This window comes from Selenomonas sp. oral taxon 126 (genome assembly GCF_001683335.1).
In the GTDB taxonomy this organism is placed as follows: domain Bacteria; phylum Bacillota; class Negativicutes; order Selenomonadales; family Selenomonadaceae; genus Centipeda.
Genome location: NZ_CP016201.1, coordinates 1671526 through 1687254, shown reverse-complemented (window position 1 = coordinate 1687254; position 15729 = coordinate 1671526). Strand labels below are relative to the sequence as shown.

At 57.6% G+C, this 15729-nt stretch carries 10 protein-coding genes; 5 read left to right on the top strand and 5 right to left on the bottom strand.

Annotated features, from left to right (window positions below; genetic code table 11):
* Positions 1 to 20: 20 nt before the first annotated feature.
* The 5 genes from nadE (at position 21) to AXF19_RS07630 (ending at position 5848) form a co-directional block, all read left to right on the top strand.
* Positions 21 to 1685 carry an NAD(+) synthase gene (gene nadE / locus AXF19_RS07650; protein WP_066847179.1) on the top strand — a complete coding sequence of 555 codons (1665 nt, stop codon included), beginning with the start codon at positions 21 to 23 and terminating at the stop codon, positions 1683 to 1685.
* A 296-nt stretch (positions 1686 to 1981) separates the two neighbouring features.
* Positions 1982 to 2935, top strand: a complete 954-nt coding sequence (locus AXF19_RS07645; RefSeq protein WP_066847177.1) for a metal ABC transporter solute-binding protein, Zn/Mn family — start codon at positions 1982 to 1984, stop codon at positions 2933 to 2935.
* Between the two features lie 221 nt (positions 2936 to 3156).
* On the top strand, positions 3157 to 3876 hold the full coding sequence (locus tag AXF19_RS07640; RefSeq protein WP_066847174.1) for a metal ABC transporter ATP-binding protein: 720 nt from the start codon (positions 3157 to 3159) through the stop codon (positions 3874 to 3876).
* A 3-nt stretch (positions 3877 to 3879) separates the two neighbouring features.
* On the top strand, positions 3880 to 4755 hold the full coding sequence (locus tag AXF19_RS07635) for a metal ABC transporter permease (protein WP_066847171.1): 876 nt from the start codon (positions 3880 to 3882) through the stop codon (positions 4753 to 4755).
* Complete coding sequence (locus tag AXF19_RS07630; protein WP_066847163.1) at positions 4748 to 5848, top strand: metal ABC transporter permease; 1101 nt, start codon at positions 4748 to 4750, stop codon at positions 5846 to 5848. Before AXF19_RS07635 ends, AXF19_RS07630 begins: the two co-directional genes overlap by 8 nt.
* Before the next feature lie 58 nt (positions 5849 to 5906).
* On the opposite strand, the gene AXF19_RS07625 is transcribed toward AXF19_RS07630, so the two are convergent.
* The 5 genes from AXF19_RS07625 to AXF19_RS07605 all read right to left on the bottom strand — a co-directional run.
* A complete protein-coding gene (locus AXF19_RS07625; protein ID WP_066847162.1) occupies positions 5907 to 6806 on the bottom strand; it encodes an Rpn family recombination-promoting nuclease/putative transposase in 900 nt (299 codons plus the stop codon).
* Positions 6807 to 6962: 156 nt separating this feature from the next.
* A complete protein-coding gene (locus AXF19_RS07620) occupies positions 6963 to 9497 on the bottom strand; it encodes a filamentous hemagglutinin N-terminal domain-containing protein (RefSeq protein WP_066847160.1) in 2535 nt (844 codons plus the stop codon).
* Between the two features lie 22 nt (positions 9498 to 9519).
* Positions 9520 to 10980 carry a ShlB/FhaC/HecB family hemolysin secretion/activation protein gene (locus AXF19_RS07615; RefSeq protein WP_066847158.1) on the bottom strand — a complete coding sequence of 487 codons (1461 nt, stop codon included), beginning with the start codon at positions 10978 to 10980 and terminating at the stop codon, positions 9520 to 9522.
* Positions 10981 to 11264: 284 nt separating this feature from the next.
* Positions 11265 to 12158 carry an Rpn family recombination-promoting nuclease/putative transposase gene (locus AXF19_RS07610; RefSeq protein ID WP_066847156.1) on the bottom strand — a complete coding sequence of 298 codons (894 nt, stop codon included), beginning with the start codon at positions 12156 to 12158 and terminating at the stop codon, positions 11265 to 11267.
* A gap of 152 nt (positions 12159 to 12310) precedes the next feature.
* Positions 12311 to 15729 (bottom strand): phosphoribosylformylglycinamidine synthase (locus AXF19_RS07605; protein ID WP_066847145.1); only part of this gene is annotated, 3419 nt, incomplete at its 5' end.

The following is a 15729-nucleotide window of genomic DNA, read 5'->3' as shown; positions in this document are numbered from 1 at the left end:
CAAATACAAGGAGCCATATCATGAAAATTGCACTGATTTCAATGGAGGTCGCCCCCGGACGCCCCGATCTGAACGCCGCATCCATGCGTGCAAAAATAGCAGAAGCAAAGTCGGCGCACGCCGATCTTGCCCTCTTCCCCGCACTCAGCCTCTCGGGGCTCTTCCTCGGCGGCGTATGGAAGCAGGCCGCATTCCTGCGCGACCTCGCGGACTACGCTGAGGAGATTGCCGCCGCTGCTGACGGCATCACCGTCGTCTTTGGAAACGCCGCGCAGACGGACAGCTGCACGGGCGTGCGCCGCACGCTGATGGAGGCACGGGACGGCGTGCTGCACGAAGTGGCACACAGTCCTCTCCACGGGGCGGCTACGCATTTCTCACCGCTCCTCTATGAGTTGCCAAACGAGAACATCATCCTCGCCGCCGACGCAAGTCCCTTCCCGATTTGCTTTGGTGCACAGACGCTTGCCGAAATGGCGCGAACGAAACGCAAGAGCATCTTCTACATCAATACGCTCGGCCTTCAGGACAAGGGCAAGACCGTCTACGCCTTCCCGGGCAGAGCCTACGCATACAATGCGGACGGTGCGCGCGTCCTTATGTCGCCCGCCTACACGGAGGGGATGACCGTCGTCGATACAGAGTCAATGCCCGCTCCGCTCACAGCGGCGAAGGAATCCCCCATTGCGCCGAAGTACCGCATGCTGCACTACGCCGTGCAAAAATTCCTCGAGCGCATCCATATGGAGCGCGTTGTCATCGGCATCTCGGGCGGTATCGACTCCGCCGTTGCCGCCGCGCTCTACGTCGATGCCATCGGCGCAGACAAAGTGTTGCTCGTCAACATGCCGAGTCAGTTCAACTCCGCAACGACGAAGGGGCTTGCGGCGCAGCTTGCGGAGAATCTCGGCTGCCGTCACATGATCGTCCCGATCGAGGAGAGCGTTGCGCATACCGTGCAGCAGCTCACCGATGTTCCCATCATGGGCGCGGCGGCGCGCGAGGGCGAGCACCTCACAATCTCCTCATTTGTCCGCGAAAATATGCAGGCGCGTGACCGTAGCGGACGCGTCCTCTCCGCCGTCGCAGCTGCGTGGGGCGCAGGCTTTACCTGCAATGCGAACAAGGCGGAGTCCACCGTCGGCTATGCGACCCTCTACGGCGATCAGGCGGGCTTCCTCTCCGCGCTTGCCGACCTCTGGAAGCACGAAGTGTATGCACTCGCACGCTATCTGAACACGGAGATCTACAAGTGCGAGGTCGTGCCGCAGGGCATCATCGACATCGTACCGAGCGCGGAACTGTCCGATGCACAGAACGTCGACGAGGGCAAGGGCGACCCCATCCGCTACCTCTACCACGACTATCTCTTCCGCGCCTTTGCAGAAAACAATGAAACGCCCGAGGAAATTCTCGCACACTATGCGGACGGCAACCTCGAGGTGTATATCGGCTGCGCGGCGGGACTTGTCGCGGATTATTTCCCGACGGCGGAGGAATTTATCGCCGACCTCGAACGCTGGTGGGGGCTCTATACGGGCATGGCAGTCGCAAAGCGCATCCAGTCGCCGCCCCTGCTGTCCGTCAGCGGACGTGCCTACGGCAGCGACCATCCCGAGTCCCAGATCGGCGCGTACGAAACGATTCGCTATCGCGCGCTGAAAGAAAAACTGCTCCAAAAATAAATATTGACAGTACCTCTATGGGGTGTTGTACGAAGTCGGTTTGACTCGTTCAACACCCTTTGTTTTGTCAAGACGCTCAAAGCGCCCCTTCCACCGCTCCGCGGTTCCCCTCCCCCGTGCCGACGGGGGAGGCTTTGCATTACGGCATATTAGCTTCCCCCGTCGAAACGGGGGAAGTGGCACGCCGCAGGCGTGACGATAGGGACGCCCCTATATCTTCAGTATTGAGAAATTTTCTCATTTACAAGATGTAATTTTTGTGTTATTCTCAATACAAATGAAAGGACGGTGTCTCTATGAACATCCGAAAGAATTATCCACGAACGCTGCTGCTCACCCTTGTACTCGCTCTCGCGGCACTTCTTGCCGTCGGCTGCGGCGGGGGCGGAGGCAGCAGTGACAAGGCTGCCGATACGAAGAAGACAGTCACGGTCACAACCTCGTTCCTGCAGGATATGACGAAGCAGCTCGCGGGCGACTATGTGAACATCGAGCTGATCATCCCCGCAGGTGAGGATCCTCATCTCTACGTCGCGCAGCCAGCCGACCTTGAGAAGATCAAGAAGGCGGATCTCCTCCTCTACCACGGTCTGCACTTCGAGGGCAAGATGGCAGAGGTGCTTGAGAAGAAGGGCGTCGCGGTCACGAAGAACTTTGCGGACGCAAACATCAACTATATGGAGGAGGACGGCAAGAAGATTGTCGACCCGCATTTCTGGTTCGATGTCGCGCTCTACAAGCAGGCAACGGAAGCGGCGGCAGCCGAACTCATTAAGCTTGTTCCCGCACACGAGAAGGAGATTCAAGAGAATCTGAAGAAGTATCTCGCAGACCTCGACGCGCTCGATGCGGAGATCACACAGAAGATCGCACAGATTCCCGAGGGTCAGCGCAACCTCGTGACACCGCATGATGCATTCAACTATTTCTCGCATCGCTATCATGTCAACGTCATTGCACCGCAGGGTGTCAGCACGGACTCCGAAGTCGCAAATGCGGATATTGAAAAGACAGCAAACTACATCGTCGAGCACAAGGTCAAGGCAGTGTTCGCCGAGAGCACGACAAATCCCGAGCGCATGAAGAAGCTGCAGGAGGTCTGCAAGACGAAGGGCTTCGATGTGGAGATCGTCGGCGGCGAGGGCAGCGAGCTCTTCTCCGACTCGCTCGCGCCCGTGGGACAGAAGGGCGATACCTACATCACGATGTACCGCAGCAATGTCGACCTGATTGTTTCGCATTTGAAGTAAATTGATTGATTATGCCGCAATCCAAAGCCTCCCCCGTCGAAACGGGGGAGGGGGACCGCGAGCGGTCAACGTCCACCAATCACACGTCGCTAACGCTCGTGTTCTTGGGACGTTTTCGCATACGACCTGTTTCCCAATCAGCTGCGCCCTATGGGCTTGCTTCTTGGACAGGTCAGCAAGCGGTGGAAGGGGCGCCATTTTCTACAGGGAAGTGATATTCAATGAAAGAGGAAAGCGTCATACACGTCGAAGACCTCACAATGGCATACCGCGATACCCCCGTGCTCTGGGACATCGACCTCGATGTGCCGGAGTGCGTACGCTGTGCGATCGTAGGACCGAACGGCGCGGGCAAGTCCACCCTGCTGCGGGGCATCCTCGGGCTACTAAAGCCCGTCTCGGGCGCAGTGCGTCTCTGGGGCAAGGCACTCTCCGCCGTGCACAAACAGATCGCCTATGTGCCGCAACGCGGCTCGGTACACTGGGACTTCCCGACGACGGTCTTCGATGTCGTACTCATGGGACGCTATGCCCATCTGGGACTTGTGCGCCGCCCCGGCAAGGAGGATCGTGCGCTGGCGATGGACGCGCTCGATAAAATGAAGATGGCAGACTTCGCCAACCGTCAGATCTCGGAGCTGTCGGGCGGGCAGAAGCAGCGCGTCTTCATCGCACGCGCACTCGCGCAGGACGCACAGCTCTACATCATGGACGAGCCGCTTGCCGGTGTGGACGAAACGACGGAGCGCATCATCATGGATAAGTTCATGGATTTACAAAAAGAAAAGCGCACCGTCATCGCCGTCCACCACGATCTCAGCACGCTCGATGCCTATTTCGACTATCTCGTCGTGCTGAACCGCACGGTAAAGGCATCGGACTATCTCGCAGATATCGACAAGGAGGCGGCACTCGCGCGCGCCTACCGCATGAAGGAGTGAGCGATGGACATTCTGACGAACTACACCTTTCAGATCGTCGCGCTCGGCAGCGTCATCCTCGCCGTCACGGCGGGTCCCGTCGGCGCATTCAGCGTCTACAAGGGACAGAGCCTCATCGGCGACGCCATCGGACACTCGACCTTCCCCGGCATCATCCTCGCCTATATGGCATTTGCGACGCGCAGCCCCGTTGTGCTCCTCATGGGCGCAATCGCGGCGGGTGCGGCAAGCTACGCCCTCATCCAGCTCGCGCACAGAGACAAACGTCTCGGACTGGATGCGAATCTCGCGATCTTCCTCTCGGGCTTCTTCGGTCTCGGCATGGCGCTCAAGAGTTTCATCCAGGGGAATCCCGACTATGCGGGCGCGTCACAGGCGGGGCTCGGCACGTACATCTTCGGACAGGCGGCATATATGCTTGAGGCGGATGTCCTGCTGATCGCCGTCGTGTCTACCCTCGTGCTCACGCTCCTGCTGCTCTTTTACAAGGAGCTGAAACTCTTCGTCTTTGACGCGGAGTACGCGGAGGTTGTCGGACTGCCCTGCCGCCTCCTGCACGTCCTGCTGCTCGTCATGACGATTGCCGTCATCGGCATTGGGATAAAAGCCGTGGGCGCAATCCTCATCAGCTCCTTTCTCATCATCCCCTGCGTCGCGGCAAATCAGTGGTCGAACAACTTCGCGCGCGTCCTGCTTCTGAGCAGTCTCATCGGTGCTGTCTCGGCGCTTGTCGGCACTTACATCAGCACGCTTGAGCAGGGCATGTCGACAGGGCCGTCCATCATCCTTGTCGCCTCGCTGATCGCCTTTTTTTCCATTGTTTTCGGGACGAAGGGCATCCTCGGCAGAGTGTTGAAACGGAGGAGCACACATGGATGACGCACTGCTCGTACTCCTGCTGACGGCGGCGGCATGCGCGCCGCTCGGCGTCTTTCTGATCCTGCGCCGCCTCTCCATGATGGCGGACGCAATCAGTCACACGGTGCTGCTCGGCATCGTGCTCGCCTTCTTCCTCACACATGATCTCGGTTCACCGTGGCTGCTCTTCGGTGCGGCACTCATGGGTGTTGTCACGGTGTCGCTTGTCGAGCTCCTCGGCAAAACGAACCTCGTTAAATACGACGATGCCATCGGCGTCATCTTCCCGCTGCTCTTTGCGCTCGCCGTCATCCTCATCAGCAAATATGCGGGCAACGCCCATCTCGACACGGACATGGTGCTCATGGGCGAGGTCATCTATGCGGGGCTGAACACGGTGGAGATTGGCGGCGTGGAGATTCCCGCTGCCGCGCTCAAGATGGGAGGGCTCGCCCTCCTGATTGCAGCGTTTATCACCGTATTCTACAAGGAGCTCAAGGTCTCTACCTTTGACGGCGAATACGCACGGCTCATCGGTGTGCCGACGGGCATCCTCTTCTACACCTTTATGTCGCTCACCTCGCTCACGACGGTTGCGGCATTCGATGCGGTCGGTGCGATTCTCGTCATCTCGTTTTTCATCGCTCCCGGTGCGACCGCTCTGCTCTTTACAAAGCACCTGTCGCATACGCTCCTCCTCGCCCTCCTCGTCAGCATGGTGAACTCCGCGCTCGGCTACGCGCTTGCCGTGCATATGAATGCCTCGATTGCGGGTCTGTGTGCCGTCATGAATATGCTTGTCTACCTGCTTGCCCTGCTCATGGGGCCAAAGGGGGCTGTCACGACATACATCCGCCGCAAAAGAAGTATGCGGCAGATGCAGCGCGACCTCTTCCTGCTCCACATCGGCAGACACACGGCAGAACGCGTTGAGAGTGCGGAGAACCACGCGGACGAGATCGGCGACCATCTGAAATGGGACGAGAACAAGGTGCGCCGCGTCAGCCGCGAGCTCATCGATCAGCACCTCCTCCATCGCGAGGGCAGCTACTATCTGCTGACCGAGGCGGGCGCGGCGGCATATACGGCGCTCTGCAAGAGATACTATATCTGAGGAACAAAAACTGCTGCACAAAGATCCCTTTATGCAGCAGCCATGATCTCACATGCAGTTATTTTTGCAGCAGAACGAGATAGCGTCCCCGTTCATCTTCCGGGATATGTAGCACCTCCATTGCACGCTCCGCCGAGAGCGAGAGATCGCTCATCAAATGCCGCAGACTTTGCAGTATTGCCTGCTCCGCGCCCTCCGCTCTGCCCTCCGCTCTGCCCTCGGCTCTGCCCTCGGCGCGACCTGCCGCACGTTCGCCGCGCATATCACTCAGATAGTCGCGCAGAGCTTTCTCACGCTGCTCGTACTGCCAGCGCTCCACATCGCTCTGCATGAAGACATGTTCCGCCTGTATCGCCTCGCGGATCGCTGCCTCACTCATCGCTAGTTCCTCCGTTTCCTTTTCGTTTAGTTTATTCGAAAAATATGCAAGCCATTTCTCGAGTCGCTTCATCTCTTTGACGGACTTAACTTCAAACTTTGGGATCTCCAAAAAATGCAGTTCCAGATCATCCGTCAGACGGTGTCCGCTCGTGATGTCATAGAATCCGTACATATGATGTGGGCTCTCCTGCGGCAGCAACTTAAAATTCAGCAGATTGATCGTGATGGAGCGGCGCAGATTCTGATACTCCTCCCCCTTATGCAAGGTCTGGTACATCCGCGCCCAATAATAGAGCGTCCGCTTCTGCATGTTGTGATGATTCATCAACTGGACTTCGATGTTGATCTGGCTTCCGTCACTCACAATGCCGTATATGTCGAGCCGCGAGAGCTTGCCCTCATCAAAATCAGGATCCAATTCTCGGTCAGCAAAGGTGATATCCGTGAGCTCATCCTGCCCCTCTCGTCCCAGAATCGCGTTGAGGAAGCTCAGCGTAATGCGCTTGCGCTCCTCTTTTCCAAAGATAAATTTGAAGAGATAATCGTTTAATGGATTGTATCTTTGCCGGCTCGTCATACATATCCCTCCCACGTGATCGGTTGTGCTTTCCTCTATTCTATCGCTTTTTAGCTTTTGAGACAAGGAGCAGACTGTTTCTTCGGGGGACTTTCTGCAACAAAAAGAAGCGGTCGCACGGCGCGACCGCTTCTTTTTCGTCAAGACAAAACGTGATTACGTGAAGGAAACAGTCTCCTCTGCCTCGGTCTCATCGGGGTAAACCGGCGCGACAGAGACATTGGTCGCTGCGCTCACCGCCTCATCGAGGGTATCCGTGGCGGTGTTGTCCTGTGCTGCCTTTGCCTCCTGCACGGGTGCATAGGCGTTCAGCACGCTCTCAACGAGGGCGACCTTCTCACCGTCGGAGAGCGTTGCCGCATTCGCGATTTCCTGCACAATGCCAACAACGACACCTGCGGTCTGACGGCGCGACGTACCGACCTTCTCATTGAGCTGCGTAACGGTCTTCGTAAGTGCCTCAACACGCTTTTCCTGCGTTTCCTCGGTGAGTGCCGACTGTGCCTTTGCCGCCCCCTCGTCGACATTATCCTGATCGCTCTCAGAAAGCGTCGGAGCTTCGGGATTTACGGGCGGTGCGGGCGGGACGGGTTTGTCCGCTCCCTGCTCTATAAACTCCGTGGACTCCGTACCCGCGAGCTTCACATGGGAGGACGCATCACGCAGCAGAGATGCGGTCGAGCCGTCCGTGCGAGTGACGATGGGAGCAGGATTGACATTGAGTGCCGACGTTGCCGTCATCACACTCCCGTTCCAGACACCGACCTTGCCCGCGCCAAGCGCAAGGGCATTCGTAGCAATCTTCGAATTCCAAAGACCAAGCTCGTTGTCCCTCGTAACGGTTACTTTGACTTCCCGGTCTCCCGTTCCCGAATAAACGCGGTCAAACGATGATCCTGCATAAAGTTCCGTCCACGAATTTGCCCCAAGATTGCTGTCCTCAATGGTCACCTTGCCGCCAAAGATTCTTGTCCCGTCGTATTCTGCATCTGAGGGGCGCGTCACCATGACATTCTTCAGATGAACGATGTTGTTCACGCCTGCTGTCTTATATTCATGTCCGCGATTGCCGACGTCCGTGTCGCCATCGCCCTGATCCTGCTTGAACGCATAGAGATTAAACGCGCCTGTTGCGATTGTGCTGTTCTTGAGGCTGACACTGCCGCCCTCCGCATAGAATTCGCGCTTCGTACGAACGTCCAGCCCATCCGCCTGCAGTGTATTCGCAGCACTTGTCTCGCTTTTCTCCCAATAGTCCTGCCACCGCGGCACAGTCTGGTCGTAGTCGGACTTGCTGAATGCGCTCAGCGAGAACTCCGTCCTCATTCCGTACAGCTTGGCGCGGTCTACGTTGACAGTATGCCCGGTAATACCGAACGATGCTTTCCCCTCTGTTGCATGCTTCACCGTGCCGTGGAAGTCGACATGATTCCCCTGCACACCGCGATAGGTACGCAGTTCATCCCCATGATCATTGCCGTGCTTCCTCATAAAGCGGTTGCCCGCAATCATCAGCACCTCCGCCTCATTGGTCGCATTGCTCTTCATCTCAATCGTTGCATTATCTGCGACGCTGATTTTGCCGCCGTAGATCGTGCCCTGATTCGTCGTTAGCATGCTGTTTGCGATATTGATGGTGCGGTCGGGCGCACTTTTATCATCCATCACTGCGCCATTCCCGGTTGATCGATAGCTCGCGACAGCTTCCATCCCGAGCCGGTAGACCTCAATAGTACTGTTCTTGATGTCAATGACGCCGCCGCCAAGCTGCAAGGACTTGCCCTCTGCCGTGACACCATCCAAGGAGACTCTATTTGCTGCCGTCACGTCCGCAGTCTTGGCATCATCAGCGTCACGCTCATCCGCATTGAACTTCGATGCAGCGTAGATGTTTGTCTCCGCTTCCTCACCGAGGAACTTCGCCCCTGTCGCCGAGACCGTCGCGCCGCCGATCTCGACCTCCCTGCGATTGCCGTCAAGCATATTGACCGTGCCGTTAAAGACGACATCGTTGCCCGCATTGTGGACGAGTTCCTCGGTGAGATCCTCGCCGTCCTTCAGTGTCCATGCCGCTGAGTTCGCCGCCTTGATCTGGAGCATCGGCTCATTCGTTCCGCCAACAACCCCCATATTGAAAACGACACCGTCTGCAACGCTCACCTTGCCGCCGAAGATATCGAGTTGGTTACTGACGTTGAACTTCGCGTTCCCATCAATGGTAATAGGAGCCTCACCATTTTGCCGTAGGACGCGCTCCATGTTGTTCGCCTTGACAATGCCGAGTGCGGAGAGTGTCAGATCCTGCACGTTCAGCACGGCATTACCGCCGACGTGGATGCCGTTCGGGTTGACGAGCACGAGATCTCCGCCGCCCGTCTGGTTCAACGTGCCGAGGATTTCGGAGATCTGTGATCCTGTCACATTGTTGACGAGGGTCTTGTCACTCGCGATGTTGAAAGTCAGCGTCTCACCATTTGCGATATTGAACGTCTGCCAGTTGATCTGACCGTTGTTCGTCGCCGTGATGGTTGCATTATTCGCAACACTGTCCCATGTACCGTCGCTGAGTGCAATGCCGGGGTTGCCGCCCACGACTTCGCCGCCCGTCGGCATGGCGAGTGCAGAGCTCGTGAGTGCCAGCGTAATGAGTGCCGCGAGGCTGCCGCGGCGCATTTTCTTTTTGAAATTCATTCCGTTCCTTCCTTTCCTATCCTTAGAAGCTCACGCTTGCCATCAGGTTCCAATGATGGCTGTTCTGCTTGTTGAGGTTCACCTTGTCCGCATCACGCAGAACCCGCGCATAGTCGAGGGAGAGCGAGAACCGATCATCCGCATAGCGCACGCCGAGCCCCGCACTCGCGATGCTGTCGCTGCCAAAGATCACATTGCGGTTCTTGTCGTTGCGGTTGTTCGAAAGATGTGCGTAGTCCGTGAACGCGAGGAGGCGCTTATGCTTTGCAATCTCGGGGCTGTAGATCTCAAGGCTGCCCACGAACCCCTTGTCCGCACCGATCGCACGCTCATCGAATCCGCGCACGCTCATCTGTCCGCCCGCACCGATCTGCTCGGCAGGGACGACATGATCCTTCGTGTACTGTGCGCTTAGGCGTACGGCTCCGATCCAGTCGCTCTGTGTACGCACCTGATAGTTCGCTCCTGCCCGCAGGAGTGTGAACTGGCTGTCCGCGCCCGGCGTGACTTTCTCATAGGATGCCCCGTCTCCGCTCACGTTCGCCGCAAGTCCGACGTTGTAGGAGAGGACGCTGTTCGCCTTGCGCTGGCTGTGCAGGTAGGTGACGGAAGCGAGCATGACGCTATAGTCCGTCTTGTTGTTGAACCTGCGCCCGATAAAGTTATAGCTAAAATCACTCTCCGTACGGCGGTAACCGATACCGAAATCAAGGATGTCCTTGTTCCGCGAGGTGTAGGAGAGGAATCGCTGATAGTGCAGGTCGGCGTTCGTACTCTTGCCGCCGATGTTCACGTCAAAGAGGCTGCCTGCGCCCGTGTCATAGTTGTCAATGTTTGTGCGGCCGTGGCTGACGCTGACGGATACGGCACCATTCCACTCAGGCATGAGCTTCCGATAGGAGAGTGCACCGACCTTCACATCGCCGAAATGTCCCGGAGAGGTGACGAATGCCGCACCAAATGTATCTGCGTGTCCCGAGATGTTCGTATTGAGGTAGGTGAGTGCGGTGCGCCAGTCGCCCGTGTAGTCCGTCCCTGTGTTGCTGACCGAGAGGCGGACATAGTCGCTCTTTTTCTCCTCCACCTTGACCGTGACGCGGTATGCACCCGCGCCTGCCGGCGTGATCTCCGTCGCGAGGAGGATGCCGCCTGTGTCGTTGACGCTCTGGATCTCCTGTGAGAGCTTACGGATGTTCACGGTGTCGCGCGAGAGCTCGGGCAGCAGAGCACGAATGGTCGCCTCGCTCGCCTCTCCCGCCCCCTGAACGATGACGGCGCTTACGCGCACGTTCATGTTCTTCATGTCCATGGACTTTGCGTTCTTCTCTGCCGCGTCGCGGACATCACGCTCAGAGCGGTCAATCGCACGTGCCGCACTGCTACGGTCACTGTCCATCGGTGCTGCCGCAGCCTGCCCAGCCGCGATCAGGCTTCCCCCCGCAAGGAGTGCCGCCGCCAGAAGTCTTGCCTCTCGTTTCTTCATGCGCTCTATCATCCTTTCGGAAGCACGCCGCCCCGCACCGTATCCACACAGCTGCAAGGTCGTCGTACTTCATTTCACTTTGTCGTGAACGTCCCTGCCCACGACACATTATTTTAGCACACGCTAAGTAATGGCCAATCAAGTTATCCACAGTTTAACGTGTGTTAAAATTATACCACGTTCCACCCCCCGTCTAGACTTTTGTCCTGGAAATTTTATTATTTTTAAAAACCAAAAAGACTGTCGCACGAAGTCATTTGACTCATGCAACAGTCTCCATAATCTTATATGCAGTTATTTTCCAGCCGAGCGAGATAGCGCTCCCGCTCGGCTGCAGGGATATGCAGCACATCCATTGCGCGCTCCGGCGAGAGAGAAAGCTCCTCCATCAGATGCCGCAGGCTTTGCAGCATCGCCTGCTCCGCGCCCTCAGCACGCCCCTCAGCACGCCCCTCCGCGAGCCCCGTCCGCCTTGCATGCCTCATTCCGCTGATGTAGTCGCGCAGTGCTTTTTCACGCTGCTCATACTGCCAGCGCTCGACCTCACTCTGCATAAAAACATGTTCCGCTTGAATTGCCTCGTTGATTGCGGCCTCACTCATCGCTAGTTCCTCCGTTTCCTTTTCGTTTAGCTGGTTCGAGAAATATGCCATCCACTTTTCGAGCCGTTTCATTTCCTTGACGGATTTTACCTGAAACTTCGGGATCTCAAGAAAGTGAATCTCCAAGTCCTCCGTCAGCCGATGTCCGCTCGCAATATCGTACAGTCCGTACACATTATGGGGACACTCCTGCGGCAACAGACGAAAGTTCAGCAGATTGATCGTAATCGAGGGCGTCAGATTTTCATATTCCTCCCCTTTGCGGAGCGACTGATACATCCGTGCCCAGTAGTAGAGCGTACGCTTCTGCATATCCCCGTAATTCACGAGCTGAACTTCGATGTTGATCTTGCTGCCGTCGCTTGCAATCCCATAGACATCCAGCCGCGACTGTTTGCCATCATCAAAATTGGGATCAAGTTCACGATCAACGAATGTGATGTCCGTGAGTTCGTCCCGTCCCTCGCGCCCCAGCACCGCATTGAGGAAACTGAGTGTAATGCGCTTGCGTTCCTCTTTTCCAAAGACAAATTTGAACAGATAATCATTGAGCGGATTGTAGTCTTGTCGATTCATCGCACCTGTCCTCCCTCATGCGTCGGATTTGCTTTCCTCTATTCTATCGCTTTTTAGCTTCTGAGACAAGAAGCAAGCGTCTTTTCCACACACAAAAAGACTGTCGCACGAAGTCATTTGACTCGTACAACAGTCTCTGCATTATGCATTTGTCAGCGTATAAAGTAGGCGACGCCGGACTCAAAGATCATCTGGTTCATATCGCCGGGCACATTCCTGCCGATGTTCTCGCCGATGCGCTCCGCGTGCGCCATGCGCCCGTAGATGCGCCCGTCGGGACTCGTGATGCCCTCGATGGCGTTCACCGAGCCGTTCGGATTGTACGGCTGCTCGAGGGTCGGCTCGCCCTTCTCATTGACATACTGGGTTGCAATCTGCCCACGGATGCGCATATTCGCAACCGTCTTCGCATCCGCGTAGAACCGTCCCTCACCGTGCGAGACGGCAATCGTATGCGTGTCGCCGACGTTCACACCTGCAAGCCACGGCGAGAGATTCGACGCAACGCGCACGCGCACGGTCTGCGAGACGTGGCGCCCAATGTTGTTGTAGGTGAGTGTCGGCGAACTCTCATTCAGATCCATGATCTTCCCATACGGCAGAAGCCCAAGCTTCAGGAGTGCCTGGAACCCGTTGCAGATGCCGAGGATGAGCCCGTCCTGATCGCGCAGGAGACGCCGAACCGCCTCGGCAAGCGCGGGCGCGCGGAACATCGCCGCAATGAATTTGCCCGTGCCGTCCGGCTCGTCGCCGCCGCTGAATCCGCCCGGCAGCATGAGGATCTGAGACTGACGCAGCGCCACCGCCAGCTCCGCGACGGTCTCCTCAACCGCCTTCGGCGTGAGGTTGCGAACGACAAAGATATTCGGAATCGCACCCACGCGCTCCCATGCGCGCGCCGAGTCATACTCGCAGTTCGTCCCCGGGAATACGGGGATGCAGACGCGCGGCTTTGCAATCTTTGCCGCACTGCCGACGCGTTTGCCCTGCGTATAGGGCGCATAGGTTGGACGGTCAATCTGCCGCACGACCTGCGGCACCGTCGTCGGGAAAATCTTTTCAAGAGGCTCCGTAAACGCATCCTTTACATCAGAGAGCACAATCGTGTCGATCTCCGTGATGATGCTCGGCACATCGCGCGTCTTTCCAATCTCAACAGCACCCGTACCCGCGAGGTTCGACGCGGTATCGAACGAGGACGCGACCTCGAGCAGAATTGTCCCGTAGAGCGGCTTGAAGAGATCGTCCTGCGGGATGAAGGTCGTGAACTTAAAGCCCAGATTGTTGCCCATGCACATCTTCGAGATCGCCGCCGCAATGCCGCCGCGTCCGACGCTCATGGCAGAGAAGATTTTCTTCTCCTGCACGAGCTGATGCACCTTTGCAAAGTTCGTATTGAGGCGTGAGAATACCGGAAGATCCTGTGCATCGTGCGGAACAGGCACCATGATGACCTTGTTGTTCGGGTACTTAAACTCGGGCGAAAGCGCCTCATTTGCGCGCATGGTCGCAACGGCAAATGCGACGAGGGTCGGCGGCACGTTCAGATTCTCAAACGTGCCCGACATGGAATCCTTGCCGCCAATCGCGGGAATCCCCAGCTCATGCTGTGCGCGCAGTGCGCCGAGGAGCGCCGCAAACGGCTTGCCCCATTTCTTCGGATCGGTGCCGAGACGCTCGAAATACTCCTGCAGAGTCAGACGCACCTTTGCCGCCTCTCCGCCCGCAGCGACGATCTTTGCCACTGCCTCAACGACTGCGTAGAGTGCTCCGTGGAACGGGCTCCACGTTGAAAGATCGGGGTCAAAGCCAAATGCCATCGCAGATGCTGTATTCGTCGTCCCATGACGCACGGGCAGTTTCGCAACCATCGCCTCCGAGGGCGTCAGCTGGAACTTGCCGCCGAACGGCATGAGCACGGATGCCGCGCCAACGGTTGAATCAAAGCGCTCCCCGAGTCCCTTCTGACTGCACACGTTGAGGTCGGAGAGGTTCGCAATCCACATATCCTCAAGTGCTCGTCCGACATTCTTCACTGCAGGCGGAATCTGCTGCAGATAGGCATTCTTGTCGTTCGGCGATTCTACAACGACGCGGACGTGCTGACGCACGCCATTCGTTGCGAGGAAGCTGCGCGCGATCCGCACGATCTCCTTGCCGCGCCACTTCATGATGAGGCGCGGTTCTGAGGTCACGACCGCGACCTCAGTCGCCTCGATATTCTCAACATCTGCATGGCGCAGAAATGCCTGAACATCCTTCGGCGCAAGCACCACCGCCATGCGCTCCTGCGACTCGGAGATCGCAAGCTCCGTGCCATCGAGCCCCTCGTATTTCTTCGGCACAGCATCGAGGTTGATCGTCAACCCGTCCGCAAGTTCGCCGATTGCAACGGCGACGCCGCCCGCGCCGAAGTCATTGCAGCGCTTGATCATGTGGCTGACTTCGGGGCTGCGGAAGAGTCGCTGAATCTTGCGCTCCGTCGGCGGGTTGCCCTTCTGCACCTCGGCACCCGAAGTCGTAAGCGACGACTCCGTATGCTGCTTGGAGGAGCCAGTCGCACCGCCAATGCCATCACGCCCCGTGCGTCCGCCGAGAAGGACGATGACATCTCCCGGCACAGGGCGCTCGCGCACGACCTGAGATGCGGGAGCCGCGCCGATCACCGCACCGATCTCCATGCGCTTTGCAAGATACCCTTTATGGTAGATTTCACGCACCTGCCCCGTCGCAAGCCCGATCTGGTTGCCGTAGGAACTGTAGCCCTCTGCCGCGCCAAGCGTGATTTTCTTCTGCGGGAGCTTACCCGGCAGCGTGTCCTCAATCGGTGTGCGCGGATCGGACGCTCCCGTCACGCGCATCGCCTGATAGACGTAGGAACGCCCCGAGAGCGGATCGCGGATTGCGCCGCCGAGACAGGTCGCCGCGCCGCCGAACGGCTCGATCTCCGTCGGGTGGTTGTGTGTCTCATTCTTGAACATGAGGAGCCAGTCCTCATCCTTCCCATCCACATCGACAGTCACGCGGATGCTGCACGCATTGATCTCCTCGGATTCGTCGAGATCCTTCAGCTTGCCCTCCGCGCGTAGCGCTTTCATGCCGATGACGGCGATGTCCATCAGGGTCATATCCCGCTTGTCGCCCTTGTAGAGTGCTTTGCGGTCATCCGTATAGCGCTGATAGGTCTCGATGATCGGCAGGGAGAAGGCCCCGTTCTCGATGTTCACGGCGTCAATCGCCGTGGTAAACGTCGTGTGGCGGCAGTGATCCGACCAGTAGGTGTCGATCACGCGCAGCTCCGTGATCGTCGGAGGACGGTGCTCCGTATCGCGGAAATACTGCTGAACGAATTCGAGATCCGCCTCACTCATCGCAAAGCCGTGCTCTTTGTGAAAACGCTCGAGCTCACTGCGCGAGAGCCGGGTGAACTGCGCGAGGACCTCCACGTCCGGCGGCAGCACAATCCGACTCTCGAGCGTCGCCGGCGTTGCAAGCGAGGCCTCTCGGCTCTCTACTTTATTGATCAGATAGGCTTTGATCTTCTCATAGACACGATCATCGAGCTTTCCGA

Coding starts and splice junctions, on each gene's coding strand:
- AXF19_RS07640 (WP_066847174.1), top strand. CDS start 3,157: ATGAAAGAGGAAAGCGTCATACACGTCGAAGACCTCACAATGGCATAC.
- AXF19_RS07625 (WP_066847162.1), bottom strand. CDS start 6,806: ATGACGAGCCGGCAAAGATACAATCCATTAAACGATTATCTCTTCAAA.
- AXF19_RS07620 (WP_066847160.1), bottom strand. CDS start 9,497: ATGAATTTCAAAAAGAAAATGCGCCGCGGCAGCCTCGCGGCACTCATT.
- AXF19_RS07630 (WP_066847163.1), top strand. CDS start 4,748: ATGGATGACGCACTGCTCGTACTCCTGCTGACGGCGGCGGCATGCGCG.
- AXF19_RS07645 (WP_066847177.1), top strand. CDS start 1,982: ATGAACATCCGAAAGAATTATCCACGAACGCTGCTGCTCACCCTTGTA.
- nadE (WP_066847179.1), top strand. CDS start 21: ATGAAAATTGCACTGATTTCAATGGAGGTCGCCCCCGGACGCCCCGAT.
- AXF19_RS07615 (WP_066847158.1), bottom strand. CDS start 10,980: ATGAAGAAACGAGAGGCAAGACTTCTGGCGGCGGCACTCCTTGCGGGG.
- AXF19_RS07610 (WP_066847156.1), bottom strand. CDS start 12,158: ATGAATCGACAAGACTACAATCCGCTCAATGATTATCTGTTCAAATTT.
- AXF19_RS07635 (WP_066847171.1), top strand. CDS start 3,880: ATGGACATTCTGACGAACTACACCTTTCAGATCGTCGCGCTCGGCAGC.